General features: G+C 61.7%; 20 protein-coding genes. 6 read left to right on the plus strand and 14 right to left on the minus strand.

The window, feature by feature from the left end; genetic code table 11:
* The coding region (locus ABF821_RS02375) for a histidine kinase (protein ID WP_415528949.1) at positions 1-1,387 on the minus strand (1,387 nt) is incomplete at its 3' end.
* Between the two features lie 68 nt (positions 1,388-1,455).
* Here ABF821_RS02375 and ABF821_RS02380 point away from each other — a divergent pair.
* Entirely contained in the window at positions 1,456-3,813 is a 2,358-nt protein-coding gene (locus tag ABF821_RS02380; RefSeq protein WP_415528950.1) for a TonB-dependent receptor, read from the plus strand.
* A gap of 65 nt (positions 3,814-3,878) precedes the next feature.
* Here ABF821_RS02380 and ABF821_RS02385 read toward each other — a convergent pair whose 3' ends face one another.
* The 3 genes from ABF821_RS02385 to ABF821_RS02395 all read right to left on the minus strand — a co-directional run bounded on the left by ABF821_RS02385 (position 3,879) and on the right by ABF821_RS02395 (position 7,713).
* Positions 3,879-5,399 carry an aldehyde dehydrogenase family protein gene (locus ABF821_RS02385; protein ID WP_415528951.1) on the minus strand — a complete coding sequence of 507 codons (1,521 nt, stop codon included), beginning with the start codon at positions 5,397-5,399 and terminating at the stop codon, positions 3,879-3,881.
* Between the two features lie 136 nt (positions 5,400-5,535).
* Positions 5,536-6,429 (minus strand): helix-turn-helix domain-containing protein, encoded by an 894-nt coding sequence (locus ABF821_RS02390; protein ID WP_246400822.1) that lies wholly within the window; start codon positions 6,427-6,429, stop codon positions 5,536-5,538.
* Positions 6,430-6,927: 498 nt separating this feature from the next.
* Positions 6,928-7,713 carry a sulfite exporter TauE/SafE family protein gene (locus tag ABF821_RS02395; protein WP_182972313.1) on the minus strand — a complete coding sequence of 262 codons (786 nt, stop codon included), beginning with the start codon at positions 7,711-7,713 and terminating at the stop codon, positions 6,928-6,930.
* A gap of 278 nt (positions 7,714-7,991) precedes the next feature.
* Between ABF821_RS02395 and ABF821_RS02400 the strand changes: the two genes are divergently transcribed.
* From ABF821_RS02400 to ABF821_RS02410, 3 genes are all read left to right on the plus strand, one after another.
* A complete protein-coding gene (locus tag ABF821_RS02400; protein WP_182972312.1) occupies positions 7,992-8,702 on the plus strand; it encodes a ferric reductase-like transmembrane domain-containing protein in 711 nt (236 codons plus the stop codon).
* Positions 8,699-9,079, plus strand: coding sequence for a cytochrome c3 family protein (locus ABF821_RS02405; protein ID WP_415528952.1), 381 nt, complete (start codon positions 8,699-8,701; stop codon positions 9,077-9,079). The genes ABF821_RS02400 and ABF821_RS02405 overlap by 4 nt, the downstream gene beginning before the upstream one ends.
* Before the next feature lie 602 nt (positions 9,080-9,681).
* On the plus strand, positions 9,682-12,207 hold the full coding sequence (locus tag ABF821_RS02410; RefSeq protein WP_415528953.1) for a TonB-dependent receptor: 2,526 nt from the start codon (positions 9,682-9,684) through the stop codon (positions 12,205-12,207).
* 171 nt (positions 12,208-12,378) lie between these two features.
* Here ABF821_RS02410 and ABF821_RS02415 read toward each other — a convergent pair whose 3' ends face one another.
* The 7 genes from ABF821_RS02415 to ABF821_RS02445 all read right to left on the minus strand — a co-directional run bounded on the left by ABF821_RS02415 (position 12,379) and on the right by ABF821_RS02445 (position 21,120).
* Positions 12,379-13,815: a tetratricopeptide repeat protein gene (locus tag ABF821_RS02415; protein ID WP_415528954.1), complete on the minus strand. Its 1,437-nt coding sequence runs from the start codon at positions 13,813-13,815 to the stop codon at positions 12,379-12,381.
* Positions 13,816-14,109: 294 nt separating this feature from the next.
* The gene (locus tag ABF821_RS02420) at positions 14,110-15,207 is read right to left on the minus strand and encodes a flagellin (RefSeq protein WP_182972309.1); all 1,098 of its coding nucleotides are present in this window, start codon (positions 15,205-15,207) and stop codon (positions 14,110-14,112) included.
* Positions 15,208-15,230: 23 nt separating this feature from the next.
* Positions 15,231-16,883, minus strand: a complete 1,653-nt coding sequence (flgK, locus tag ABF821_RS02425; protein WP_415528955.1) for a flagellar hook-associated protein FlgK — start codon at positions 16,881-16,883, stop codon at positions 15,231-15,233.
* 175 nt (positions 16,884-17,058) lie between these two features.
* On the minus strand, positions 17,059-17,802 hold the full coding sequence (flgF, locus tag ABF821_RS02430; RefSeq protein ID WP_415528956.1) for a flagellar basal-body rod protein FlgF: 744 nt from the start codon (positions 17,800-17,802) through the stop codon (positions 17,059-17,061).
* 195 nt (positions 17,803-17,997) lie between these two features.
* Complete coding sequence (gene flgC / locus ABF821_RS02435) at positions 17,998-18,405, minus strand: flagellar basal body rod protein FlgC (protein WP_182972306.1); 408 nt, start codon at positions 18,403-18,405, stop codon at positions 17,998-18,000.
* 16 nt (positions 18,406-18,421) lie between these two features.
* Positions 18,422-18,838: a flagellar basal body rod protein FlgB gene (locus tag ABF821_RS02440; protein ID WP_182972305.1), complete on the minus strand. Its 417-nt coding sequence runs from the start codon at positions 18,836-18,838 to the stop codon at positions 18,422-18,424.
* Positions 18,839-18,960: 122 nt separating this feature from the next.
* Positions 18,961-21,120: a hypothetical protein gene (locus tag ABF821_RS02445; protein WP_415528957.1), complete on the minus strand. Its 2,160-nt coding sequence runs from the start codon at positions 21,118-21,120 to the stop codon at positions 18,961-18,963.
* Between ABF821_RS02445 and ABF821_RS02450 the strand changes: the two genes are divergently transcribed.
* A complete protein-coding gene (locus tag ABF821_RS02450; RefSeq protein WP_415528958.1) occupies positions 21,119-21,577 on the plus strand; it encodes a hypothetical protein in 459 nt (152 codons plus the stop codon). The two genes, ABF821_RS02445 and ABF821_RS02450, sit on opposite strands and share 2 nt — an antisense overlap.
* Before the next feature lie 218 nt (positions 21,578-21,795).
* Here ABF821_RS02450 and ABF821_RS02455 read toward each other — a convergent pair whose 3' ends face one another.
* The gene (locus tag ABF821_RS02455) at positions 21,796-22,044 is read right to left on the minus strand and encodes a hypothetical protein (RefSeq protein ID WP_182972303.1); all 249 of its coding nucleotides are present in this window, start codon (positions 22,042-22,044) and stop codon (positions 21,796-21,798) included.
* Positions 22,045-22,677: 633 nt separating this feature from the next.
* Here ABF821_RS02455 and ABF821_RS02460 point away from each other — a divergent pair.
* Positions 22,678-23,478 (plus strand): response regulator transcription factor, encoded by an 801-nt coding sequence (locus ABF821_RS02460; RefSeq protein ID WP_182972302.1) that lies wholly within the window; start codon positions 22,678-22,680, stop codon positions 23,476-23,478.
* 322 nt (positions 23,479-23,800) lie between these two features.
* On the opposite strand, the gene ABF821_RS02465 is transcribed toward ABF821_RS02460, so the two are convergent.
* Positions 23,801-24,568 carry a flagellar hook assembly protein FlgD gene (locus ABF821_RS02465; protein ID WP_415528959.1) on the minus strand — a complete coding sequence of 256 codons (768 nt, stop codon included), beginning with the start codon at positions 24,566-24,568 and terminating at the stop codon, positions 23,801-23,803.
* Positions 24,569-24,605: 37 nt separating this feature from the next.
* Entirely contained in the window at positions 24,606-25,064 is a 459-nt protein-coding gene (locus tag ABF821_RS02470; protein ID WP_415528960.1) for a hypothetical protein, read from the minus strand.
* Positions 25,065-25,857: the final 793 nt, after the last annotated feature.

Here is a 25,857-nt window from a genome sequence, read left to right on the forward strand (position 1 = left end):
GGGCGGGGGCCGGCACCGGGTGGGTGTCGGGATCGGGAAGGGTAGCGGTGACCGTCCAGCCGTGGTCGTGCGTGATGACGAGATGGCCGCCGAGGTCCGCGAGGCGGCGGCGCATGCCGGCGAGGCCGAAGCCCGGTGTGCCGATGGCGGTCGTGCCGTTGTCATGGATCGAGAGGATGATCCGGCCTTCGTTGCGCGTGGCTTTCAGGGCGATGTGGGAGGGGTGTCCGTGGCGTGCGGCGTTGCAGACAGCCTCCTGAGCGACGTGGAACAGGGCCGCGCGGGTTACATCGTCCAGCGTGGCGAGTGCCGGGTCGCATGAGACCGTGAAAATGATGTCTGGTGCTATCGTGTTCCAGAACAGGGCGATCCCGTCGAGGGCTTCGGGCAGGCCGCCGCCGGGTGTGGTGTGCAGCCGCTTCAGGATGGCGCGCAGGGTGCGCTGGATGGAACGGGTGGCGTCCTGTATCGCACTGATCTGGGCGGGGATGGCGTCGTGGCGGCCTTCGGTGGCGGAACGGGCGAGGGTGGCGGCGAAGGTCGTGATTCCGAACAGCAGGGGGCCGACTTCGTCATGCAGGTCGCGCGCGATTTCGGCGCGTTCTTCCTCCGCGACGCGGGTGAGCTGGTCCTGGAGATGGCGGTTTTGCGCGGTTGCGGTGCGGAGTGCGCGCGCCATGCGATTGAAGGAGGCGGCTTGTCCGGCGATGTCGGCCGGGCCGGTTTCGGGGAGGTTCACCGTTTCGTCGCCTGCCGCGATGCGGGCATAGGCCTGGGACAATGTTGCAAGAGGACGCAGGCCGCGCACCACGATGACACAGCATGATCCGGCGATCAGCAGGACCACCAGCGTGATAGTGGCGATCTGTACCCGGAATTCTTCCCAGCGTTCGGCGGCTTCGTTGGTCGCATCGGCTTGCAGGTGTACTTGCCATCCGGCTGGGAAGCCGGTGGGGGAGAGCGTTATCGGGGCCATGGCCGGTGCGGTGGCGCGCAGGAACCAGGCGGGCGGGCGGGGACCGGTGGCCAGCCGGGAGCGGTGCCGGACCCGCCCGGCCTGATCGGTTATCCGCGCCTGGATATGGCGGTTGCCGTCGAAACTGTCGCACAATTCCGCCGGCCAGGAGGCGGTGGACGCGGCTGGCGGGGGCGGCGTCGCGGCGATGTCGGCTTGAGCATTCGCCAGGGCGGCGGCGAGTTCCACCCGGATCGAGCGGGTTGCCTGCCACGCGGCGAGGCCGGAACCGGCCGTAAAGCCGATCGTGGCCGCTGCCGCGAGGGCGAGCAGCAGGCGCCCCAGCAGGCCCAGGCGCGTGGCGAAGGGCCGTGACGAGAAAAATCCCGTCCGGAACGGGTTGTTTCTGCGGCGGTCGGGAAAATGTCCCATCGACTTCCCTGGTTCCGTTCGGTCTGATGAACCGCTTGGCATGCCAATCAAAAGAGAAGAATAAACGCATGTTTGAAAAAATGACCGGGCGGAGGGCCATCTATCTGGCGTCCGCCGCATTGTGCTTTCTGCCCGCCCGCGCGGTGCTGGCGCAGACGGTGCCGGCGACGGCCGCGGATGGTGTGTCGGCCGGCGTACAGCCGGAAGACATTACCGTGATCGGTACCTCGCCCTTGCCCGGTTCGGGCATCGACCGCGACCGGCTGCCGGCGGCGACCGCCATCGTGACCGCGCATGACCTGCAACTGACCGGTACCGCTGACCTGCTGCATGCGCTGGATAGCCGCCTGGCGGGTGTCAGCCTCAATCTGGCCGCAGGGAATCCCTTTCAGCCCACCATCGTCATGAACGGATTTCAGGCATCGCCGTTGCAGGGCACGTCGCAGGGTATCGCGGTGTATCTCGATGGTGTGCGTTTCAACCAAGCCTTCGGCGATACGGTGAACTGGGACCTGATCCCGGATCTGGCGATCGAGCGGGTGGCGGTCGAGGGATCGAACCCCGTCTTCGGCCTGAATGCCCTGGGCGGGGCGCTGAATGTGCGAATGAAGAATGCTTTCAACACCCCGGCCGGCGGCGAGGCCGATCTTTCGGGCGGGTCGTTCGGACGGATCGTGGCGCAGGGCGATTATGCCGCGCGTCGGGGGAACTGGGGGGTGTATGTCGCCGGCCGGGAAGTGCATGAGGATGGCTGGCGGGACCTGCAAAGCACGGACATCCAGAGCCTGTATGCCGACCTTGGCTGGAAAGGGCAGGCGACCGAGGTGCATGGCAGCCTCGATCTGGCCAATTCGGTATTGAACGGCCCCGGAACGTCGCCGGTGGAACTGCTGCGCGCCGACCCCAGGGCGCAGTTCACCGCGCCCAATCAGATGGCGAACAAATTCATCCAGTTCGCGGTGAATGGCCGGCACAGCTTTACCGACACGCTCTCGGTGCAGGGGCAGGTGCATTACGATTATTTCCAGCAGCGGGTGAACAACGGCAACGCGCCCAACGATGCGCCGTGCGACGATGGATCGGGCCTGATGTGCACCGACGATGGCGATCCTTCGACCACGCGGGGCGGGGCGACGATTCCTGACTTTCTGGATGGGGGGGCGTATTCCGAACTGGATCTTCAGACGACGAACACCAACGGCTATGGCGTGTCGATGCAGGAGACCGAGGACCATTCGGTGTTCGGCCTGCGCAATCATGAAGTCGCGGGCGTCAGCTTCGACGGTGCGCAGACGATGTTCACCGGCTCTGCCGTGCTGGGGGGGCTGACCCCGGTGACGCGGGAATATTATGGCCCTGGCTATGTGATCGACGAACCGGGGGAGACCGTACCGGTACGGGTCCGGGTGAATGATGCGTATGTCGGCGTGTTCGCGACCGATACGATCGATCTGACACCGCGCCTCTCGCTGACCGGCTCGGTGCGCTACAATTTCGCGCAGATCAATCTGGCCGATCAGAATGGCGGGGATTTGAGCGGCCACCATGCTTATTCGGCGGTCAATCCGGGGGGCGGCATCAGCTATCGCCTGACGCATTGGGCCACGATCTATGGCGGCTATGCCGAGGCGAACCGTGCGCCGACGCCGGCCGAACTCTCGTGCGCCGGGCCGGAGAATGCGTGCAGCCTGGCCAATTTCTTCGTCGGCGATCCCGAACTGAAGCAGGTGCGGGCGCATACGTTCGAGGCCGGTCTGCGGGGCGGGTTCACGATCGGGACCGCCGGGCGGCTGAGCTACGATCTGGGGCTGTTCCGTACCGATGCCGACAACGACATCGTGTTCATCAACAGCGAGACGCTGAACCGTGCGTTTTTCGCCAATATCGGCGCGACCCGCCGTCAGGGCGGCAAGGTGCATCTGGCCTGGCAGGCGGATGGCTGGTCGGCCTGGCTGAACTATACCCATACCGATGCGACCTATCGCAGCGGCTTCGTCGAGGATGCGGGCAGCAACCCGGCCGGCGATGATGACGGCGACATTACCGTGCGCCGGGGCAACCGTCTGCCGGGGATTCCGCTGGACAAGCTGACCGGTGGGGTGGATGTGCGTGTTACCCCGATCTGGACCGTCGGTGGCGATTTTCTCTTGCAGGGCGGGCAGTATCTGTTTGGCGACGAAGCCAACCTGACGCCGCGCCTGCCGGGGTTCTTCGTGCTGAACCTGCATACGTCGGTCCAGGTGACGCGCTCGCTGCAATTGTTCGGCAGCATCTCGAATGTTACCGATCGGAATTACTACACGTTCGGCACGTTCTCGCCGACCAGTTCGGTCTATCTGGCGCAGGCGCCGGGGGCGACCAATCCGCGCAGCTACAGCCCCGCCGCGCCGATCGGCGGGTTTGGCGGCGTGCGCGTGACGTTCTGAGAACCCGATGGGTAATCCAGGCCGGGTGCCTGTCGGCACCCGGCTGACCCGTTGGGGGCGGGCGCTCAGAAGAACCCCAGTTTCTTCGGGGCGTAGCTGACCAGCAGGTTTTTGGTCTGCTGGTAATGGTCGAGCATCATGCGGTGGTTTTCCCGCCCGATGCCCGATTGCTTGTATCCGCCGAAAGCGGCGTGGGCCGGGTAGGCGTGGTAGCAGTTGGTCCAGACGCGGCCCGCCTTGATGGCCCGCCCGACGCGATAGGCGCGGGTGCCGTCGCGGGTCCAGATGCCCGCACCCAGGCCGAACAGCGTGTCGTTGGCCAGTTTGACCGCCTCGGCATCGTCGCGGAAGGTGGTGACGGAGACGACGGGGCCGAAGATCTCTTCCTGGAAGATCCGCATCCGGTTGTCGCCCCTGAAGACGGTGGGCTGGATGTAACAGCCGTTTGACAGCGCTTCGCCTACGTCGGCCCGGCTGCCGCCGGTCAGCAACTGGGCCCCTTCCTGCCGTCCGATATCGATATAGGACAGGATCTTGTTCATCTGGTCGACCGATGCCTGGGCGCCGACCATCGTCGCCAGGTCCAGCGGATTGCCCTGCCTGATCGCGGCGACCCGGCGTAGCGCGCGTTCCATGAAACGGTCGTAGATGGATTCGTGGATCAGGGCGCGAGACGGGCAGGTGCAGACCTCGCCCTGGTTGAAGGCGAACAGGACGAAGCCTTCGATCGCCTTGTCGAGAAAATCGTCATCTTCGGCGGCGATGTCGGAAAAGAAGACGTTGGGGGATTTGCCGCCCAGTTCCAGCGTGGCGGGAATCAGATTGTCGGCGGCGGCGTGGGCGATCATCTTGCCGGTCGGGGTCGATCCGGTGAAGGCGATTTTGGCGATCCGGCTGTTGGAGGCCAGCGCCGTGCCGGCTTCCCGTCCGAAGCCGTTGACGATGTTGAGCACGCCGGCCGGCAGGATGTCGGCGATCAGTTCGGCCAGGACCATGATCGAGGCCGGGGTCTGTTCGGCTGGCTTCATCACCACGCAATTGCCCGCCGCCAGGGCCGGCGCCAGTTTCCAGGCGGCCATCAGCAGGGGGAAGTTCCAGGGGATGATCTGGCCGACCACGCCCAGCGGTTCGTGGAAATGATAGGCGACGGTATCGTGGTCGATTTCCGACAGCGAACCTTCCTGTGCGCGGATGCAGGAGGCGAAATAGCGGAAATGGTCGACGCAGAGGGGGAGGTCGGCGTTGAGCGTCTCACGCAGCGGCTTGCCGTTGTCCCAGCTTTCGGCACGGGCCAGCAGTTCGAGATTCTCGTCGATGCGGTCGGCGATGCGGTTGAGCAGCAGTGCGCGCTGGGCCGCGCTGGTCTCGCCCCACGCTTCGCGCGCGGCGTGGGCGGCGTCGAGTGCCCGCTCGACATCCTCGGCCTTGGAACGGGCGACCTTGCACAGGATGCGCCCGTCGACCGGTGACGGATCGTCGAAATATTCCCCGTCGAAAGGGGGCACCCAACGGCCGCCGATGAAATTGTCGTACTGCGCCTTGAACGGTGACGACATGTCGATTCGATGGCTTTCCAGCGAGTCCATGGTCATTCTCCTTCTTGGTCGCCGCGGATGGAGCGCGGTCGACATTCGAAAGAGTGGCGATGGGGACTGGATTTGTCAGCCGGCGGGGATGGGTATGACACCTGATCTGTCGCAGTTCCGCGACAGTGGCGGGGCCTCAGTGGGCTTCGTGACGTTTCAGCCGGCGATGCAGCGTGGCACGGCTGACGCCCAGTTCCCGCGCTGCCGCCGAGATGTTCCCGTTGCAGCGTTTCAGCACCCGTTGCAGGGCGGCGTGGGCGGCGCGTGCGGGATCTTCGTGGCCGGTATCCGACAGCAGGTCAGGGAGCGTCATGGGTTTGTCGGGGCGGAGGCCGAACAGGGCGCGGGCGGCCTTGTTGGTGCCGACGATCACCTCGTTTTCATCGACCGCCAGCAGGGCCTGTGCCTCGTTGCCCAGCGAGATGATGCGGTGGTCGGCGAAAGCCTCGCCGAACAGCCTGGTTTCGATGCGGCGGGCGGCGTCTTCGACCACCAGGGCCAGAAAGGAGAGTGTCGCCGTGTCGCAGTCTTCGCGGCATGAGGAAATGTCGATCCCGCCGATCGGACTGCCCGAGGGATCGTGGATCGGCGCCATGGTGCAACTGAGCCCGGCGTTACGGGAGAAGAAATGCTGGTCGCGATGGATCGTCAGCACCCGGTCTTCGGCGAGGCAGGTACCGATGCCGTTGGTGCCTTCATGGGCTTCGTCCCATACGGCGCCGAGATTGAGGCCCCAGGAACTGAATATCTCTTCGTCGGCGGCCAGGCATCTCTGTTCCAGCGCGATGCCGCGCGCGTCGCTGAGCAGCATGCAGAAGCCGCCGCGCCGGACCGCCGAGGTCAGCCGGTCGAGAACCGGCTGGGCCGCATGCAGGAGCAGCGCGCTGCGTTCGCGTGCCTCGCGATAGCCTGGGGCATCCAGACGGTGGGGGGGAGCGTTATGATTCGGACTCAGGCCGTAATGACGCAGCGAGCGTGACCAGGAGGCCGCGAGCGCCGAGCGGCCGGACGCGGATTCGTCCCTCAGCATGCTATAGACGCGATCCGCGTGGTGAATGCTCACTGAAGCGTGATGATTGTCGAGTGATCTTGTTTTCGTCACTCTTGGCCTCTGCATTTTGGGCATATGTGTTATGCCCATACGATAATCCTGATACGATCGGCCGGGCAATCATGTCGTGTTCACAAATGCGCGGGATCCTGGAGGGAGGAATCTGTCCTGGACCCGCGCTGGAAACCCGCGCGGCTGAATGCGGTTGAATGGCCGTAACGGTGGGAGGGTTACGATGTCCATACGTGAACATGACCATTCCGGGCCACGGCGGCCGATGCCGACGCCCTCACCTGGACCGTATGATCCGGATGAGCCGATCCCTGGCGAGGTGCCGGACGAGGGACCGTTTGAACCCGACGATGATGACGAAGGACCGGTTTTGTAATCGTGCCGACTCCGGGGGCGTTCGGGCGGCCCGTCAGGACCCGTTTGGCAATGTGCCCTGTTGGGAAATATGCGTTGCCAGGAAGGTCGTTAGATCATGCGGATGCCGACGATCGTGAGCACGGTGGCCAGAACCGTGCGCTGGATGCTTTCGCGGACCATGCCGACGAAGAGGCTGCCCAGAATGATGCCCGGGATCGAGCCGACCAGCAGGGACAGCAGCATGCCGCCATTGACCGAGCCAAGGAGCCAGTGGCCCAGACCGGCAACCAGGGTCAGCGGCACCGCATGCGCGATATCGGCCGCGACGATCCGCGCCGTCGACAGTCTGGGATACAGGACCAGCAGGACCGTGACGCCGATGGCGCCCGCGCCGACCGATGACAGTGAGACCAGAAGGCCGAGCAGTGCCCCGACGGCGATGGTCAGGATATGGGTCCGGCGGTCGGACAGGCTGGCGGAGAAACCGGCCAGACGTTGCATGATGGCGGCGCGAAACAGAATGCAGGGAGCCGTCAGCAGCAGGGCGACGCCCAGGCTGCGGGTAATGAGGTGGGTGGTGATCAGGGACGGCGCACCCATGGTGTGCAGCACGATGAGGGCCAGGGCGGAGGCGGGTATGCTGCCGCTGGCCAGGCGGCGGACCACTTTCCAGTCCACCCCGCCGGAGAAACCATGCACGCCCGTGCCGACCGCCTTGGTGATCGCGGCGTAAAGCAGGTCGGTGCCCACCGCCGTCTGGGGATGTACGCCGAACAGCAGGATCAGGAGCGGCGTCATCAGAGATCCGCCGCCGACGCCGGTCAGACCCACCAGAAACCCGACGCCCAGACCGGACAGCGCATATAACGGTTGGATCGTGTCAATAAAACTCATTACGGGAATTCCGGCGGGTTAAAAACCATCATGTACGGTCGATATGCGACAAACAGGTCGGCCCTCGAAGTCCGACGCATCATAATGCGGTATTTATTTTAATCAACGATCTAATGTGGTGATAAAATTTGCGGCCTCGATCCGATATCGTCGGCATCGCGGCCTGTTCGTTCTATTGTTTCGATGTCATTCTTATTCGCGGCCTGACGGATGGGAGCCGATGCCGCCGGAGGGCGACCGGCACGCCGAGGCCGTATCGTGCCGGCGCGGAGGGGCGCGTGATCATTCTTCTGCCGTTTCTGGTGTTGTGCGGGCTGTTGGCCTCGGTCTTCTTCATCGGCGCGGATCTGCCTGCCAATGCTCCGTCATGGGATGGTGCGATGGCCTGCGGCTTCATCGCCTATGTGTTGGTGGCCTTCCTGTTTTTCCTGACGGGGCGCCCGCTGCGGTTTCCTTTCAATGACGGCAAGTTTTTTACCGTTGCGCATCGCCTGCTTGGGTGCGTCGCGGGTGGGTTCATCGTTCTGCATGTCGGCCTGTCGCTGTGGGCCGAACCATTGACGGGTCGCTACCTTCTGCCGGGTGGTCCGGGCTACATGCTGGCGGGCCTTGCGGGGTTGCCGCTGGCCGCTTTGGCCATCGGTCCGTCCTTTCATGCCCTGCGCGGTCGGATCTGGCGGAAAGCGGCACGCTTTCGTCAGGCGCATGGGCTGATGGCAGTCGTCCTGCTCGGCACGGCCAGCTTTCATATCACGGGGGCTCGCCTGCATGTGCGGGCAAGGGAGCAGATGATCGCGCTGTCGGTGATCGCCGCCTGCTGCGCCGCCCTGCCGTGGGTGGGCCGCTATGGCAGGTTGCCCCGGCCTGCCGGGCATCGGCGCCGTCATACCGCGCCTGTCGCCGTTCGGCTGGCAATGGTGGTTGGCGGTGTCTCGCTGGGTGTCTGCGTTCTCTATGGCGTGCGTCTCAGCCAGTGGCTGGCGCCATGAAGGAGTGGCTCCCTGTCTGGGTACTGGCCGCGATTCTTGGCCTCGGGGGCGGCGTGGCATGGTGGTGTGGGTCGAGCATCAGCCACGCGATGCCGATCCCGGTCGTGTTCATGCATCGCGACCACGCGGCCTATAATTGTGTGCAGTGCCATCATGACGTGCTGGAGCCCGCGCTGGCTTCCGCCCCCGACCGGACATGCATCGGTTGTCACCGGACGCGGCCGGATCAGGCGGCCCTGGCATTGTCGACATTTCATGATTTCTGTGAGGGTTGCCATCTGGCGCGTCGTCGCGAGCATGGCACGGCTGGCCCTGTTCGGTTGTGCCGCGGTTGCCACCGGCCGCCGCAGGGCAGGAAGGGGCAGGATATCTTCTGAAGCGCCGGATTTCGGCGGGCCGCTAAACGGCCGGGTGGTTTGCTTCCCCTCCCTTTGCATCGACAGGACGTACACAACGCGCCCCGACCTGTCCTGTCCTGTCGGCGCCGAAGCCGTTGGTGGCAATCGAATCGGCGGCAGTCGCATGAGGCAGAACCCGGGGGGAGGGATTATTGTTTCTTTACCGGAATTATGTGTGTGATGTTGGCCGCAGTGAGCTTCGACGTCGGAGTATATCGTGCGACGACCGGAGCATCGGTGGCAGGGCGGGGCAGGATGGAGCACCTGCTTCATCAGGCTGATTTGCCCGAGTTAAAACGGCAATAAAAACAATTAAATAAACGGATGTTTGCGATTGCCGCGGCAATGAGGACCTGGGAAGCATGTCGGGAAAACGGCAATACATCGTGCGGGGCGACAGGGGGCCGGGCAAGGAGACGTTTGTTGCAACTTTGTCACGCGCAACGGATTTTTCATTCGTTTTTAAAAATGAGTTTGAATAATTAATGAAATTTCTGCTGCTCTCTATACAAAACCAGACCAATCGGTCAGGTTCCCGGAAAAATGACCTCGGGGGGTCATCTTTCATCAATGGAGATTGTATGACAAACTATATCAGGTCGACGATGCTCGCTCTGGTGTCTTCGACTGTGCTTTCGTCGATGGGGGGAGCGGCGTTCGCGCAGGACGTTGCGCCGTCGGCATCCAAGCCGGTTGCCAAGGCGCCCGCGACCAGAGAGGCACGTCCCGCCGAGAAGGTGGCCGACGCACGCGCGACGATGCTGGGGGCGACCGAGCCGACCGATCAGGAACGCATCGAGGTACGCGGCGTCCGGACCCTGGGCGACGGTGTGACCGGTCGCGCGTTCGGTGGCGGCCTGATGGGTAAGGAAGATGCGCCGAAATCCATCTCGGCCGTTACCCGCGACTGGATCGCCAAGCAGAATCCGGCGGAAAACCCGATGCAGCTGATCGCGCTGCTGCCCGGCGTCAATACCTCCGACACCGACCCGATGGGAATGACGGGCGGAAACATGTCGGTACGCGGCCTGACCGAAAGCCAGATGGGCTTCACGCTTGAAGGTTTCCCGATCAATGATATCGGGAACTTCGCCGTTTACCCGCAGGAAATCGTCGACACGGAAAATCTGAAGACGATCCGCGTGGCCCAGGGTTCGGCGGATCTCGACAGTCCGCATCTGAGTGCCACGGGCGGCACGGTCGATATGTACATGATCGACCCGAAGGCGAAGATGGGTGGCCATGTCAATATGAGCTACGGCTCGTTCAATGGCACGCGCGGCTTCCTGCGCTTCGATACCGGTTATCTGGGCAATACCAACCTGCGGGCCTATTTCTCATACTCGCAGGCGCGTCAGGACCATTGGCGCGGCCCCGGTGTCGAGGACAAGAAGCACGGCGAAATGAAGCTCGTCTCCGACTGGGGCGACGGCAACCGCTGGTCGTGGGCCGTGGTCGGCAACGGTATGGAAAACAATGCCTACCGGGCTGTCTCGCTGTCTTCCTGGGACCAGTATAAGCAGTATGGCGACAAGGGCGTGAACCCGCTGAACCCGCCGGCGAACTACAGTGCCATCCCCTATACGGTCTCGCCGAACGGGACGAAGAGCTACAACAGCAACTACTACAAGCTGCATCCGAACCCGTTTACGAACATCTATTCCTCGATGCCTTCGACGTTCAACCTGGGCCATGGCGTGGTGCTGACCGATACGCCGTATTTCTGGTACGGGTATGGCGGCGGCGGTGGCGGCTTGTCGACCTATTGCCTCGACGGCAATGCCTGTAGCGCCAACAAGATGTCGGTGGTCGGTCAGACGGTGACCGGGTCGGTCGATGGCGTGACGTCGGGAACCTATCCGTTCTACTACACCAGCCTGACCCAGACCTATCGTCCGGGCAACACGGCCAAGGTCACCCTCACCACCGGCGTCAACCGGCTGATGATCGGTTACTGGGTCGAATATTCCAAGCAGACCCAGACGTCGCCCTACAGCCGGGTCGGCGAGGATGGCGCGCCGTTGAATTCGGCGGACGATACCGGCAACCTGGTCATCACCAGCGGTCCGTATCGCGGCGAGACCCTCCAGTATCGTGATTCGTTCACGCAGACCCGGGTTCATACGCCATTTATCGGTGATCAGCTCTCGCTTCTGAATAACCGCCTGACGATCGATGCCGGGCTGAAATATGCCATCGTCGATCGCAGTGGCAGCAACTATCTGCCGATGCCATCGCAGAAATATGTCACCACCAATTACCGGGTGGCGCTGCCGACCGGTGCGATCCGCTACAAGATCGACGCGCACAACCAGGTCTTCGCCTCGGTTTCGACCAATTTCCGTATGCCGCAGAACTATTCGCTTTATGATTCTGGTACATACAACACGAAGACGCACGGCTACAGCACGGTGCCCAACCCCAAGCAGGCGCCTGAAATCTCGATTTCCGAGGAAGCTGGTTGGCGTTATCAGGATAGCCTGATCTCGGCGGCGGTGACTTATTTCCATTATGCCTTCACCGGTCGCCTTTATACCCAATTGCTGCCGGACCAGGTGACTACGACCAACATCAATGCCGGTAGTTCGCATGCCGACGGTATCGACGTTGAGGTGGGAACGGCGCCGCTGCGCTATCATCTGCGACCGTATGCCTCGTTCGAGTATCTGCATGCCGTGACCGACAGCAACATGCCCGCCGGTGGCGACTATCTGCGGACCAAGGGCAAGATCGCGCCGCAGGCACCGCAATACCAGGTTGGTTTCGGCCTCGATTACGATGATGGCCATGCGTTCGCCGGGTTCAACCTGAAATATGTGGCGCGGCAGTATTCGACGTTCATGAATGACCAGAGCATCCCTGGTTATGTTCGCATGAACATCCATGTCGGGTATCGTTTGCCGAAGCTCGGTTTCTTCCAGAACCCGGAGATCCGCCTGAACCTGCAGAATATCTCCGACAACCGCTATCTCGGTTATGTCACCTCGCCGCAGGGCAATGCGGTGGCGACCGTCGGTGTGAACGGCAGGAAGATCGGGGCCAGTTATCCGAGCTACTCGATCGCGTCGCCTTTCGCGGCGATGGCCACGATCGGTAGCGATTTCTGATCTCTATAGCCTCTTCGGGATCGTGCCTGCCGGGATGATCCCATCAAGCGGAATACGGCGCAGTGGCTTATGGCCACTGCGCCGTATTGTTTTTGGGGAAATGTCCGTCGCCTGATGCGACGGGTGACGCGACCGGAGGCGGTGCGGTGATCGTACGCGTGACGGTTCAGTTCAGGCTGGCGGGCGGCGATGAGGTGCCGCAAGGAGCTGAAGGTCAGCGACGATGTGGCGGATCGGGTCCGACCAGTCGAGAGGCACGGCCTGCTGATAGATGCGCAGGCTGTCATACCATGGGGAATCGGTGCGGCCGGAAAGCCAGCGCCAGCATTGGTCGTAGCGGGACAGCATCCAGACCGGCTTGCCCAGTCCGGCCGCGACATGCGCGGTTGATGTGTCAACGGCGATTACCAGGTCGAGCGCATTGACCAGCGCGGCAGTGTCGCTGAAATCGTGCAACAGGGGGGTATGATCGACCAGATGCATGCCGGTAGGCGGGGTTCGGGCCTGCCAGGATTTTTCGCCGATTTGCAGGCTGTAGAATAGAATATTCGCATCTGTCCGGGCTAGAGGCGCGAAGGTTGCAAGGTCGGTCGAACGTCGCCGGTCGGCCAGTTCGGCCGCCTGGATCTCGGGATGCGGAGCGCCTGCCCATACCAGACCGACGCGGAGGGGATCGGGACGTGCCCCGTTTGCCGCGTCGTCCTGATGAAACATCTGGTGCCAAAAGGATGTCTTTTGCGCATCTGCGTGAAGAAAGCCGCCGGCGCCGGGGATGGTCGCCAGGGTCGTGCTCAGTGCGAAGGGCAGGCTCAGCACAGGGCATTGGAGATCGTGCGGGGGCACAACGTCGTCTTCGGAAAAAAACTGCTGTTCGGGAAAAGATTGCCGCAGCAGGGTCAGCAATTCCTTCCGTGCCCGGACGATGACATGGCCGCCCCGCTGGGCGGCCAAGGGAATGAAGCGGGAGAACTGGATCATGTCGCCAAAGCCGCCCTCGGTATGGATCATGAGGGTACGGCCTGGGAAATCCTCGCCTTTCCATTGTGGTACCGTCATGCCGTAGCTGCGCGAACTGTGCGTTGTCCAACGCCACTCATATTCTCGAAAACCGGCGACATAATCGCCCTGCGCCAGTAGTGAGATGGCATAGTTGGTGCGTGTATGCACGTTGTCGGGTGAAAGCTGTATGGCGACCTGATGAAATTTCTGGGCCAGTTCATGTGCGCCGCGATGGTCGAGGAGCAAGCCGAGATTGCTCAGGGCCAGGGCGTGCGCCGGATTGCGTTGCAGGCAGTTTCTGTATGCCGCGATCGCGTCATCGTAGCGTGCCAGGTGCAGCAAGGTGTTGCCCAGGTTGGACCATGCATCGGGTTGGGTCGGGTCGAGCGCAATCGACCGGGTGAGGACTATGTATGCGTCGTCAAAACGGCTGCTTGCGTTTAACAGTCCGCCGTAATTGCTCAGGGTTCTGGGATCGTTCGGGGTGGATGCCAGCCGGATTTGATAGGCTGCTGCGGCCTCGTGCAGGCGTCCGGCAAGCTGCAATGCCTCGGCACTGTCTTCGGGATGAAGCGCCTGTTCCGCAGAAGACCCGACTGTCTGGGACAATGACGTGCACCCCTTATGCTCTTGGGAGAAGAAAAATAGCGACGGAGGTGCGCGATTTTTCGGGAAATCGGCCTGACGGCTGCATGTTCTGACGGAAGATGGAAGGATGCGCTTCAGAGCGATGAAAACAGCTGATGGCCGGACAGCGCCGAACAGCGCTGACAAAGCCGGCATCGAAGCAAGAAGGTTGGGCCTGATATCGGCACGCTATCGTCTGGAGAGGAAACGTGCGGATATCAGGGTGCGTTTTGCTGGTCGCTGGATCGTGTGCGGAAAGGCTAAAGCCTGCGAAGACTAGATATAATCTGCCAGCGTCATGCCCTTCATATCGGCAACCAGCTTGTAGGAGACTTCAAGCTGCAATTTGACGGATGCGACCTGGGTGGCGACGACAGCGGGATCGACACCCATGGAATCGTCAAGCTGATCTTCCAGCGTCGACTGGACATTGGTCAGCAGGCTCGATTGTGCCGTCAGGTTATTCTGGGTGGTGCCGACCGACGCTTCCAGTTCGGTGAGTTGGCTGATGGTGGTTTGCAGTGACGAATAAAGCTGCTTCGCCATGTCTGAAAAGCCGCTTGTCGATGATGACATGCCACCCATGGCCGAGGTCATCATCATGTCGCGCATCAGGTCGCGGATCGGCGATCCCGTCGATGTCGAGGACGCTGCGGAGGTCGTCGAGCTTTGTGTCGCGACGATACCGACATTTGTCGTCGAGTCGTTGTTCGTCACCGTGACACGCTGCTGGTCCTTGGCCGAATTGGCTGAAACCGAAATGGACGAGGCAAAGACAGAGAGCGGATCGCTGGAAGACGCATCGTTCGTTCCGGCGGCCGTCGTGGCCTGTTGCAGCGCCGATGTCGCGCCATCGGTGGAGAGCGCGTTCATGATGCCAGAAATCGTCGTTGCGAGCTTGCTGTTCGCGAGCGGCTCCGAGCCGGCGATCGTCGGCGTGTTGGTATCGGTTCCGGAAAAGATATAAGTCGAACCGCTGGTCGTATTGAGGACGCTCTTGAGGGCGGAGAGGGAACTTGTGGCCTGTTCGGCCACGGCCGATACCGCGCTGGTCTCGGTTGTGCCGGAAACACTGAGCAGGCTTGTCGCCATGGCCTGGGCTTGTGAGACAAGCTGGGCCAGGGCGCTGGCCGTGACGGTCAGGTCGGTCTGCGCATTCGTGATATTGGATTGCCATGCCTTGATCTGGGTGATTTTCGGCGTGAGGCTGATCGCTGTCGATCGTGTGGAACCGAGGCCGGCGAAGGTCGGAGCAATGGTGCCGTTGCTGGCCTGCCAGGTGAGGGTTTCCTGTTGGAGGGACATAGCCTTGATGCCGGCGGAAAGAATCAGTGAGGGCGCGCCGCCGCCATATTGATTGATTGCCGAACTCATCAGTTTTCTATCCCGATCTTGTATTAGTTGATGGCGTTCAGAAACGCGGTAAACATTGTCTGGACTGCGGATACGATCTTGGCGTTGGCAGTGTAGGCGTTCTGCAAGGCCACGACCTTGGCCAGTTCGTCATTGACGTTGACGCCGGAGACATCCGCGACTTTTGCCTGCAGGACGGTCTGGACCGATGTGCTGGCCGCCAGGTTGCTGCTGGTCGCCGCGATGGTCGCGCCCTGGTCCGACGTGAGCGCCGTGGCCAACTGAAGCAGCCCTTGGGCGCCGGTATAGCCGGTCGAGATATTTCCGTTCACGCCCAGATTGTTTGTCGGGGCCGCGAGATCAGGGCCGCCGGAACTGGTCTGGTCGCTGACATTGGCGGCGCTGGTGCCGAATGCCTGGCTGAGAATCTGCTGAATGATGGTCGAATCGCCGGCCGTTGTCGTGCCGGTGGTCGTATTGGTGGCGGCCGTCGTCGTCTTGTTGCCTGCGTTGTCGGTTGTGGTCGTCGTTGTCGTCAGCAGAGACGGTGTATTGACATACATGGTGCTGACGCTGATCGCGGAGGACAGGCCGACGATGCCGGCCGGTGTCGTTTGCGTCGTGTTGGACGATTGGGGCACCGTCGTGCCCGTGGCATCGGTGCCGTTCGTGAACAGCGAGAGGCCCGCGTTATTGAAGCGGTTGATCAATGTATAGGAGAACGAATCCAACTGCGCCTGCGCCTTCGGGTAGGTCTCGTCGCGCAGGGTAATGTTTGCACCGAGCGTGCCGCCGGTCAGATGCGAGGTGATGTCGGTGCCGGTCAGCATGATGCCGGGGATCGCCGAGGTGCTGCCACCCGTGTAGGACATAGCTGATGTAACGGTCACGTCGCTGGTGCTGAGCGGCCAGGTCGTGGAAGGCAGCTTCTGTGAACTGTCGCTGAGTCCGATCTGGTCGGGACGGGTCGGCAGTTTCGTGCCGTCCTCGGTCCGGACGATCATGTCGCCGTTCGATGACTGGGAAAATGTGACCGACAGCTTCGACGACAGGTCGGTCATGACCCCCAGGCGCTGATTCTCGAGATCGGCCGTATCGGAGCCGAGCGACTTGAACTTCACGATCTGTTGCGAAAGAACGCCGATCTGCGTCAGGTCGGAATTGATGGCCGGGACCGTCGAGGCGACACTGTCCTGCGCATTCTGGCGCTGGGTCGCATAGGTCGATGACAGCGTATGGATCGTATTGGTCAGGGACTGCGCGCCCGTAATCACCTGTGTCTGCGCTACGCTTTGCAAGGGCGTGGAAATCAGCGATGTCAGCTCGGCCTGCACGTTGCCCAGTTGATCGGTCAGCGTATTGGTGGTGCCGGCAGGGGTGGTGTTTGTCGAATTCGCTGCCGTCGTGCCCTGGACCGCCGAAAGCGCGGTGAGTGAATTGTCCATCGCGGTGTAGGATGCGACCTGGGCATTCTGCGCATACAGGGCGGATTGCAGCGCCTGATTGATATGCAGTTGCGTCGCGCCGATACGGACGCCATTTCCGACGCCGGCGGTGACGGCGCTCGTGACGGTGGCCGTCTCGCTCACATAGCCTGCGGTGCTCTGGTTGGCGACATTCTGGGATGTGACGGAATATTGATATTCGATCGCATTCAGGCCGCTGGTGGCTACCGAGAGAGAGGATAACAGATCCATCGTTGTAAAATTCCCTGTACCTAGCCACCTGTCCGCGGAACATTCGCGTTCGCCGCCGAAATATGGCGGACCCCGAGACTATGTTATGGATTTTGCTATCCGTTAATGGTTTCTAAAAGGTTACGCGCAGCGCCGCCCGCTATCGCCGAACGGTCTTTCTTCAAAACGGTCTGTCTCAGACCGACGGCTCGGCGGTGATCTTGTCGATCGCGTTCATGTTGCGGGTCGATTCGGTCTGTATGAGCTGGAATGTCAGATCATAATCCCGCTGGATCTCGACCATTCTGGTCGCTTCCGAGACCGCGTTGACGTTGCTCGATTCCAGCATGGCCTGCCGGATCTCCGGACGGGCGACGGTATGGGTCTGGGTGGTTGGTCGAAGAAGAAAATGACCTTCGGGCATTAATGTCTGGGGATTGTCGACCGTTACCAGACCGATTGTTCCGACGACGCCGGTCTGGGTCGAGATGCTGCCATCGGTCGCGACAGAGAGCAGGTCTTCTTCGTTCTGCAGGACCAGATTCCGGCCGGCATTGTCCAGAACGGGATTTCCCGATCCGTCGACGATCGTACCATCCATGCGGCGGTGGAACTGGCCATTGCGCGTCAGCCTAATTCCCTGGGTGGTGCGGACGGTAAAGTAGCCTTCGCCGTTGATGGCGAAATCGGTCAGGTTGCCGGTGGCCCTCAACGGGCCTTGAAGCTGGTCGCGATAGGTTGCCTGATCCTGCGTATAGGATTCCTGCTTGTCTCCCGGCAGGGTGTTCGGCCCTTTCTGTTTGACGAGATATTCGGAAAACAATTGCCTGCTCGCCTTGAAGCCGTCCGTGTTGGCATTGGCGAGGTTGTTGGCCGTTACATCGAGAGCGCGCGTCAATGTATCGACGCGGGACAGGGCAATATAGGTGGTATTGTCCAATGTCGCTCTCCAGAAGGAACCGGGCGGAGCGCCCTCAGGCCGGTGTCCGTCCGATCAGTTGACCAGCAAGCCCGGCAGGCGGAAACGGCGACGGACCATGCTTGCCAAGAGTAACGAATTGCTCGTGCAACGGCAACAGGAGAGGCGCGCGTCTGCGGTCTGTGACCCTGCCGAATCGCGCCGTCCGGCTTGTCCTTATTTCATCAGGTTGATCGTGCGTGTCAGCATGGACCGCGTGATCTGCATGGTGTTGAGGTTGGCCTCGTACGAACGTTGCGCTTCATGCGTGTCCAGGATTTCGACCATCGCGCTTACGTTCGGCATCTTGACCAGGCCGTTGGCATCGGCTGCGGGATGGGACGGATCGTATTTTGTCTCGAACGGCGTCTGGTCCTGTCCGATTTCCTTGATGTCCACACCGGAAACGCCGGAGGTGCGATTCAGGGTTTCCTTGAACGTAATCGTCTTACGCCGATAAGGGTCTGCGCCGGCTGTCGTGCCGGTGGTTTCCTGGTTGGCCAGGTTTTCGGCCGCGATCTGAAGGCGCTTTGCCTGGGCACGCATGCCGGAGGCAGAGATGCCCATTGTATCGGAGAAATCCATGATAGACCTCGTGCGATCAGGAGGATGAGGAGCCGAGGGCTATCGAGTACATCGACATATAGACGCTGTAGGCGTTCGTCGCGAGACGTTGCTGGTCGTTGGTGTCCGCGATCTTTTCAAGTTCGCCTTCGATGTTGACCTGATTTCCGTCGATGGAGGTGCTGGTGCCTGTTCGCGTTGCGCTGCCGACGGTGCTGCGTCCGGCCAGATGGCCCGGAGCGGTCTGTGCCAGCGTCATGGCCATCTGGTTTTGCAGCACACCCTGAAACGATGCGATGTCCTTGGGCGCATAGCCCGGCGTATTCGCGTTGGCGACATTGCCAGCCAACACGGATTCGCGGTTTTGCAGCCATTGCAGGCGGCGCCCGGCCAGGTCCAGCACATCGGTGCCGCTATGAGCCTGTGACATTTGGGATGACAAGGCTTCCAGCATACGCTGTCAATTCCCCTGGTTTTCGTTCCGGCCCAGATCCTGAGCGTGTGCTTTTCGTATATAGTGCGTATTGGCGTCTGAATAGTGTGCCTTTATGGCAAGAGGGCAGTTTTTTAGTCCGGTTAGAGGGGAGCCGCCGCAGGCGACGTGTCTGCGCCTCCGTCCGGCGACTTGGTCATCAGCTTGAACATGCGTCCACGATCCCCGTCCGGCATCCGGTCTCCGACGCGGTCGGCCACCCAGCCCAACAAGGTTTGATCGGCCGCCTGCGAGGCATCCGAGGCCAGGCGGAGGGCCAGGATCTGCTGGCTATCGGTCAGGGGGCCGGTTGGGGGGAGCAGGTCTGCTGCCATCTTGCGGACGTCGCTGGCCGCGGCTGCCCATTCGCCTTTCTGTTCATGCACCCGGGCTGTCAGGTCGAGCGCGGAGGTGTTCGCGCTGTTGCGGAGAAGGGTCAGGGCCTTGGCCTGGTCGCCAGTTGCAAGCGCGATGCGGGCGGTGAGCACCTGTCTGGTGGTCTTGATATCGTCCGGAAGGGAAGGATCGTCCGTGATCGTCAAAGCCTGCGCCGCCTCCTGGGGAAGCCTTCTTTCGATATCGGTTTCCGCCAGTGCCGCGCCTGCCAGCGCACGCAGATCGGGGGCGGTGAGCATGGGAATGGCATCGGAAAACGCCTGGGCCGCATCATCCGGCAGGCCGAGGGCGAGAAGCATCCTGCCGTAAGAGACCAGAATGTTGCCCTTCCGTGCTCCTGGCGGCAGATCGGGCAGATGGACCTTCAGCATCGCGGTATTGTGCAGAAGACCTTTCTTGTCCGATGCGGGGGGGATCGAATCGGCAAGGCCGGTGAGGGCCTGGGACAGTAATGGCGCCACCATGTCCTTTGACGAGGTGTCGGGGTGCAGCCGGGCTGCGTCTATGGCCTGGAGTGCGTCGCTCCAGCGCTGCGTCTGCATATAGGCGTCGGCCTGCATCAGGCGGAGCTTGGCCTCGCGGCCGGCCAGTCGCGCGTCTGGGATCATGGTTTCGAAGAGTTCGGCCGCCGCGTCCGGTTTGATGCGGCCATCGGCGAGTTCGATCGCTGTTTTCTGTTCGAGCGCCTTTTCGGCGACCTGGGGATCGCGACTGTCGGCCAGATTCTGGAACGCGGCGTAGGCCAGGTCCCGCTTGCCGGAGCGCATCTGCCTGAATGCTGTTGCGAGTTGATAGGCAGGGCCGGTGGGCAGGTCGTCCAGCGCCGCGAGATCGTCCGGCGTGCCGTAACGGGCGATTTCCTCGGAGGCTATCGGCAGGAGTACGTCGCGAACCGGGGCGGGATAGGATTTGAGTCGCGCGAAATCGCGAGCCAGCAGTTGGGCCGCCGCCGCATCATTCTCGCCGGTGGCGGCCAGATAGAGCCCCTGCCATAGCTGGGTTGCGCGCTTCTGGCTGGCAGGCCAGGGGCCATTGAGCATCGAGGCGCCGTCCATGTCGCCGCACAGCAACTCGGCGGCGCCCAGAAGGAACCGGACGTCGGGCAGGGCGGCTTCTTCCGGGTCGTCCTGGAGGGCGACGGTGAGGATGCCGCGGGTCTCGACGAAGGCACCGAGGCTGAAGGCGGCTTTCGCCGCCTTCAGCCGCTGCGTGAACCGATGGAAAGGATCCGAATCCGCGGCGGCGAGAAGAGCGGCGTGATAGCGTCGGGTCAGGGCGTCCAGGGGAAGATTCTGCAGCCCCAGCCATTTCAGATCGACATCGTTGGCATAGGCGGCTTCGCCGTTATCCAGAAAGCCCTTGCCGTCCTGGGTCAGGAGGATGCCGCTGGGGACAGGTTTCAGGTCAATGCGCGGCGAGTGGGCCGCGATCACGACGCCTTCGGACGTCGGCCATACGTCATAGCCGTCGCCGTTTCGCAGGGAGAGAATACCGCCATCGTCCAGGATCGACGTGCCGACCAGCAGCCGATCTCCGGACGCGGGATCCGCGATCGAAAGGACGCGACCGGATCGGCGCATCGGATACAGGATGCCGCTGTCGGTATATTGCGGATTGATCACGCGCCTGTCGTCGTAATGGTCGCCTGGAGGCGGCTTGTCGCCCAGCACCCACCCTTCCGCTTGCTGGGAAAGGTAGAGACGTCGCGTATCCGGGAGGCGGACCTGGATCAAGGTCGCGTCCGGGAAGGTCTTGACGGACAATGTCGAGAAGAGGCCGTCACCGCGCAGGGCGCTGGTATCCATCGGCTCCGCATTGTCGACGACAATAATGAATCTGTCGCCGCTCTGAAAGGCCGCGATGCCCATGCGCGACGGCACCGGAAGCAGAATGCGGCTGGTGGACGCAACGCTTTGTGGGGGAGCCCCGGCACCGGCTGTCGCGGGCGTCTTCGATGAGGATACGCGTGACGCCTCTTTCGTGCCGCTCTTCGCGGTGGCTGGTCCGGTGGGAGGTGTCGTGGCTGGCGCCTGCGGCGGGTCCATGAGCGTTGCCCGCCAGGAGGAGGGCAAGCCCTTGAGCAGGATCGAATCGGGCAGTTCGACATCCTGCGACGGATCGGGCGTCGGCTTCGCGGCTGGAGATGCAGGTGCCGGGGGGGGGCTGGAAGACGAGGCGGCGTTGCGTCCGGTGTGGCGGTGGGCCGCCGCATGTGGATTTGCCGCCATGGCGGACGGAAGGGTGGAGCAGGACAGACATACGAGGACTGAAAGCGTGACACGGTGTCTTACGCGGGAAGGTCGGCTGAAAGGCACGTGTCTTTAATCCTGACGGGGAGTATTTCCCCGCTGTCTCGAGGTCATCGTCTCTGAACGGATCTTATCGCTAGATGTCCGCGAAGACAGGATTGGAGTAGCCATGTCGTCAGACGGGACGCTGTGGATCGATCGGGAAGAACAAAGCCGGACGAATTTCATCTGCCAGCAGGCCGGTCATACGACAAAGACATGCTGGCAGCGAATAGGCCGGCCGGCGGCGATCGATCAGGCGAAGAGATCAACGGCGCTGGCGGTCGCGGATTCCTTCTTGTTCTTCGTGCCGGTCGGCACAATCTGGCCGCTGGCGTCGAACTTTATGGACGAGGACGAACCATCAATGCCGCTGGAGCTTATATTGACGCCAGTCGCTGCCGCATGCGCGGGGCGCGCGCTGCGGTAGGCGACGTGAGAGGCCGTCGAGGTCGCTTGGCGGAGGCTGGACGCGAGAAGCGAGGCAGCCGTGATGTCAACCATTTCGTTATCCTTCAAAACCAGAAAGCAAAATAAATACCGGCTGAAAACGCAGCCGCGAGATGCCTCACATTCCCGATCCGCCTGTGTGCCGGGCGGCAGTCATATGGTCCAGCCACGAGGGGCTAAGGCAGATTATCCCTGATAAGCGTTCCCTGTCGGACAAAGTGCGTCTTTCCCGGACCCAATCCAGTTATGCGGCTACACGTCCCGGCTTTCGTTTCGAGGAAACGCGGTGCGAAAGCTACAGAAATGATTCAGTCATATCTCATAGTATAACCGAACTATGCTCCCTTCAGTTTATGGGATGGCTGCGGCTTCGCCAAGATGGTTTTTTCCTGTTCAGGGCGTGCCGCCGATAATCGTTCAAGGCTGCGGAGCCTGTGCAGTTGTCGCTGTCTGTGGCAGGTATGTGAAGACCTGAGGGCAGGGTAGTGTTCTACCGATGATAACGGTGCCGCCGTGATGTGTCGGCCTTGACACTTGCCGCTATATGGGGACTTTTGGACACACCACCTATTCCGATATTGAACAGACGTGACTGTCTGGCGGAAGCAGCAGAAAATTGGATAGAGGACAAGTATAGTCCTGTATTTCCTCGCGATAAGCGACCATACATTTGAGGCGGAAGTGGATATGCGCGTACTCTGCGTTGGCGAAGATTCGACTCGGGGAAATGGTCGACCCTACGAGGGATTGTCCAAGGCCGCGGTGGATGGGTCGGTCTCGATAACGATGTCGGGTTCTGCCGGAGTCGTGGAAACGCTGCGGCGGTCCCATTACGATATCGTCGTCATCCAGCAGGCTTCACCCGATATGAAGTTGCTGCGTCATATCCGCAACAGTCGGGTGCCGACGCCGGTTATGGTCATTGCCCTGACGTCCACGCCATTGGAAGTGGCCGAACTGCTATCCATCGGTGCCGATGATTGTGTGCCGGCTTCGGTTGATCCCGCGGAGCTTCTGGCCCGACTGCGCGCCATTGTCAGGCGGGTCAGCGGACATGACAGCCTGACCCTGCATATCGGCCGCTTGACGGTTGGTGTCGACAGACGGGAAGTCCATATCGATTCCAAGCCGGTGCCCTTGACGCGCAGAGAGTACGACCTTGTGGAACTGTTGGCCCTGCGCAAGACGCAGGTTCTGAGCAAGGAAACGGTTCTGGATAGCCTCTATGCCGGGGAAAGTGAGCCCTATGGCAAGGTTATCGATGTCATGATCTGCAAGATACGTAAGAAAATGCGCAATTTCGGCATTGATGAGCCGTTTACGACCCTGTGGGGGATTGGCTACCGGCTGAATGAGGTGGCGTTTGCTCCGCTGGGAGCGAGAGCGAGTGCCGTAGAAAGCCGGACCGGTCAACCCGCGAAGGAGTCCTGTATTCCGGTCATGTCCGGCATCAACATCATGTCGTCGACGACGTTGGATCTTGTGTAATTTGCGGCAGGGGTAACGCGCGCCGGAATGTGTCTGACAGCTGGATTGTCCGGAGCCGCGCGTGGGCGGTAGGCCGGCGCGTGCTTCCTGTAAATTGGCTGTTCACGGCAACGGAATCGGGAGGGACTGTTTCAAAGCGGCCCACTGATGTCGATCTGGTGGCGATGTTGCACGCTTCGTGACGGGCCGGTCATCAAGGCGGCCCCGTTCCAATGCTCAAAAAACACCCCCGGACGCATGGCGCACGTCATGCGTCCTCGCGATCGGGATTGTCCGGGCTGAGGGGCCTCCTCCGGGGCGTGATGCCGGAAGAGGCGTATTTTCAGGAACTGGCGCTGCTTGAACCGGTGCTGCTTTTGGTTCCCGATGAGATATTGGTTACGTTCGACATCGGGATGGTGGCGCTGCCCATTTCGAGTTCCATATCGGAATCTCCTTTTTGGACGCCGGTGATGGTTCCTGTTACGGTGAAGGGAACGCTGGATGTGGTCCCGGTGGAACTGATCGTCTGTACCGAAACACTATAGGCACCGTCGGCCAGTTGGTGGCCGTTATTGTCGGTGCCGTCCCATGTCCAGGTGTTGGTGCCACTGTCGGCGGTTGCGACGACATCCTTGACAATGGTGCCGGCGGAATTGGCCACTGCGATGGCGACCGTTGAGCCCGATGTGCCGGAGAAGCTGAGCGAGGCGGAACTGTTCTGAAGCGGCAACGTCGTCGTGCTTGCGGTTGCTTTCTGGCCGACCAGGGCGGTGCTGTCGGTCATCTGGCTGCTTTCATTCAGCGAGATCAGCGAGGAGAGTTTTGAATTCGTTTCGACCTGCTGCTCTACCCCGGCAAACTGCGCGAGTTCCGACGTGAAAGTGTCGGTATTCATCGGGCTGCTCGGGTCCTGATGCTTCAACTGCGTGGTCAGGAGCGACAGAAAGGTGGTGTAGTTATTCGCCAGAGAAGACAGGGCCGAAGTCGTGCTGCCGCTGCTGCTTGAACTCGAGCTGCTGGAAGCGGATGTGTTCGCAGCACTCTTGGCGGCTGCTTCCGCTGCCTGAATAAGCTGGGTCTCGTTGCTGACACTCGATGTCGTCGTCATTTGCCTGTTCCCTTTCTCCCCGCGACGGCCATTGGGGTCATGCGGTAATGTTGACGCCGCTCCCGGCATAGGGGCCGGACGGTCTTGTGGAATGCGAGCCGCTTTGCGTCTCGGGATTACCTGCGCCCTGGTCGGACGCGATGCTATTGGTGCTCCCGGCGCTGCTGCCGTACGATTGCTGACCGTTGTGCCCAGAGCTGCCGCCAGACATGTTGCCGGAAAAACCGCCGTTATATGCGGTGCCGTCGGCATTCTGGTTTTGGTTCTGGTTCTGAAAATTATCGCCATTGTTGCTGCTGGCGGTGACAACGTCAATTTTCAGGTTGCTCACATCCACACCGGCGGCGCTGAGTGCCGCGACGAGTTCATGTCTGTTGTCGGCCATGTGGCGTGCGGTGCCCACGTCTTCGCTTTGAAGAAAGACCCCGGTTGTCAGGCCATCCGTACCTTCGAGACGCACATGCACTGGAGTGGAATCGTCGGTCATGATGGTCATGGAAAGAGATGTCGATCCGTCATCGGCTTGTACCGTGAGCGGGGAAGTTATCGTCTTGCCGTCCGTTTCACGCGACGTACCAGTCTCTTTCGAGGTGAAGTCCCCCTGGGGTGCCGACCCCGTGTCGTTCAGCGCGGTTACAAAGGCACCGGACGGCGTGAGGCTAAGGGGCAGATTGAGGCCGGTGGTTGTCCGCGAGGCAGTCTGGGCGTTCGCTTCGTCGCCATTGTCGTCGGCGGAAGCGGATTCTCCGTGCGTGCCGCTATGTCCGCCTGATTGTATGGCAGAGCCGTCCGAGCCGTCGGGAAGAGGCGTGAGACTGGAGACAGGAGTTGTCGCATCGTCAGGCGAGAGTGATAGCGCGACCGATGCAGGGCTGCGGTACTGACTGCTCTGATTCGCTGAGGCGGATTGCCGGAGCGGAAGCGGAGGGGACGATCCACTGGTCGCGGATGCCGTGGCGACGGTCGCACTATCTTTCTGGATGGAAGACGTGTCATGCGATGCATGGCTGCGGTCGTTTGCCGTAGTGGCAGAGGCCGGGAGCGCCGATTGCCCTGCGGGAGAGGTGGTAGCGGTCAGGATCTGCGGGCTGTCCGGCGTTGGCGTGGTGCTATTCAGGGTGGCGGCTGCTGGCGTGACTGTAGCGGAGTGAGGCGCGGCGTTGGCCAGGATTTGCGGGCTGTCCGGCGTTGGCGTGGTGCTGTTCTGGGTTGCGGTTGCCGACGTGATTGTAGCGGGCTGGGATGTGGTGCTGGCCAGGGTCTGCGGGTTGTCGGGCGTCTGCGTCGGC

It is taken from the genome of Gluconacetobacter sp. (genome assembly GCF_047721585.1).
In the GTDB taxonomy this organism is placed as follows: Bacteria; Pseudomonadota; Alphaproteobacteria; order Acetobacterales; family Acetobacteraceae; genus Gluconacetobacter; species Gluconacetobacter dulcium.

Coding starts and splice junctions, on each gene's coding strand:
- ABF821_RS02380 (WP_415528950.1), top strand. CDS start 1,456: ATGTTTGAAAAAATGACCGGGCGGAGGGCCATCTATCTGGCGTCCGCC.
- ABF821_RS02385 (WP_415528951.1), bottom strand. CDS start 5,399: ATGGACTCGCTGGAAAGCCATCGAATCGACATGTCGTCACCGTTCAAG.
- ABF821_RS02390 (WP_246400822.1), bottom strand. CDS start 6,429: ATGCTGAGGGACGAATCCGCGTCCGGCCGCTCGGCGCTCGCGGCCTCC.
- ABF821_RS02395 (WP_182972313.1), bottom strand. CDS start 7,713: ATGAGTTTTATTGACACGATCCAACCGTTATATGCGCTGTCCGGTCTG.
- ABF821_RS02405 (WP_415528952.1), top strand. CDS start 8,699: ATGAAGGAGTGGCTCCCTGTCTGGGTACTGGCCGCGATTCTTGGCCTC.
- ABF821_RS02410 (WP_415528953.1), top strand. CDS start 9,682: ATGACAAACTATATCAGGTCGACGATGCTCGCTCTGGTGTCTTCGACT.
- ABF821_RS02420 (WP_182972309.1), bottom strand. CDS start 15,207: ATGAGTTCGGCAATCAATCAATATGGCGGCGGCGCGCCCTCACTGATT.
- flgK (WP_415528955.1), bottom strand. CDS start 16,883: ATGGATCTGTTATCCTCTCTCTCGGTAGCCACCAGCGGCCTGAATGCG.
- flgC (WP_182972306.1), bottom strand. CDS start 18,405: ATGGATTTCTCCGATACAATGGGCATCTCTGCCTCCGGCATGCGTGCC.
- ABF821_RS02440 (WP_182972305.1), bottom strand. CDS start 18,838: ATGCTGGAAGCCTTGTCATCCCAAATGTCACAGGCTCATAGCGGCACC.
- ABF821_RS02450 (WP_415528958.1), top strand. CDS start 21,119: ATGCGCGACGGCACCGGAAGCAGAATGCGGCTGGTGGACGCAACGCTT.
- ABF821_RS02445 (WP_415528957.1), bottom strand. CDS start 21,120: ATGGGCATCGCGGCCTTTCAGAGCGGCGACAGATTCATTATTGTCGTC.
- ABF821_RS02455 (WP_182972303.1), bottom strand. CDS start 22,044: ATGGTTGACATCACGGCTGCCTCGCTTCTCGCGTCCAGCCTCCGCCAA.
- ABF821_RS02460 (WP_182972302.1), top strand. CDS start 22,678: ATGCGCGTACTCTGCGTTGGCGAAGATTCGACTCGGGGAAATGGTCGA.
- ABF821_RS02465 (WP_415528959.1), bottom strand. CDS start 24,568: ATGACGACGACATCGAGTGTCAGCAACGAGACCCAGCTTATTCAGGCA.
- ABF821_RS02470 (WP_415528960.1), bottom strand. CDS start 25,064: ATGACCATCATGACCGACGATTCCACTCCAGTGCATGTGCGTCTCGAA.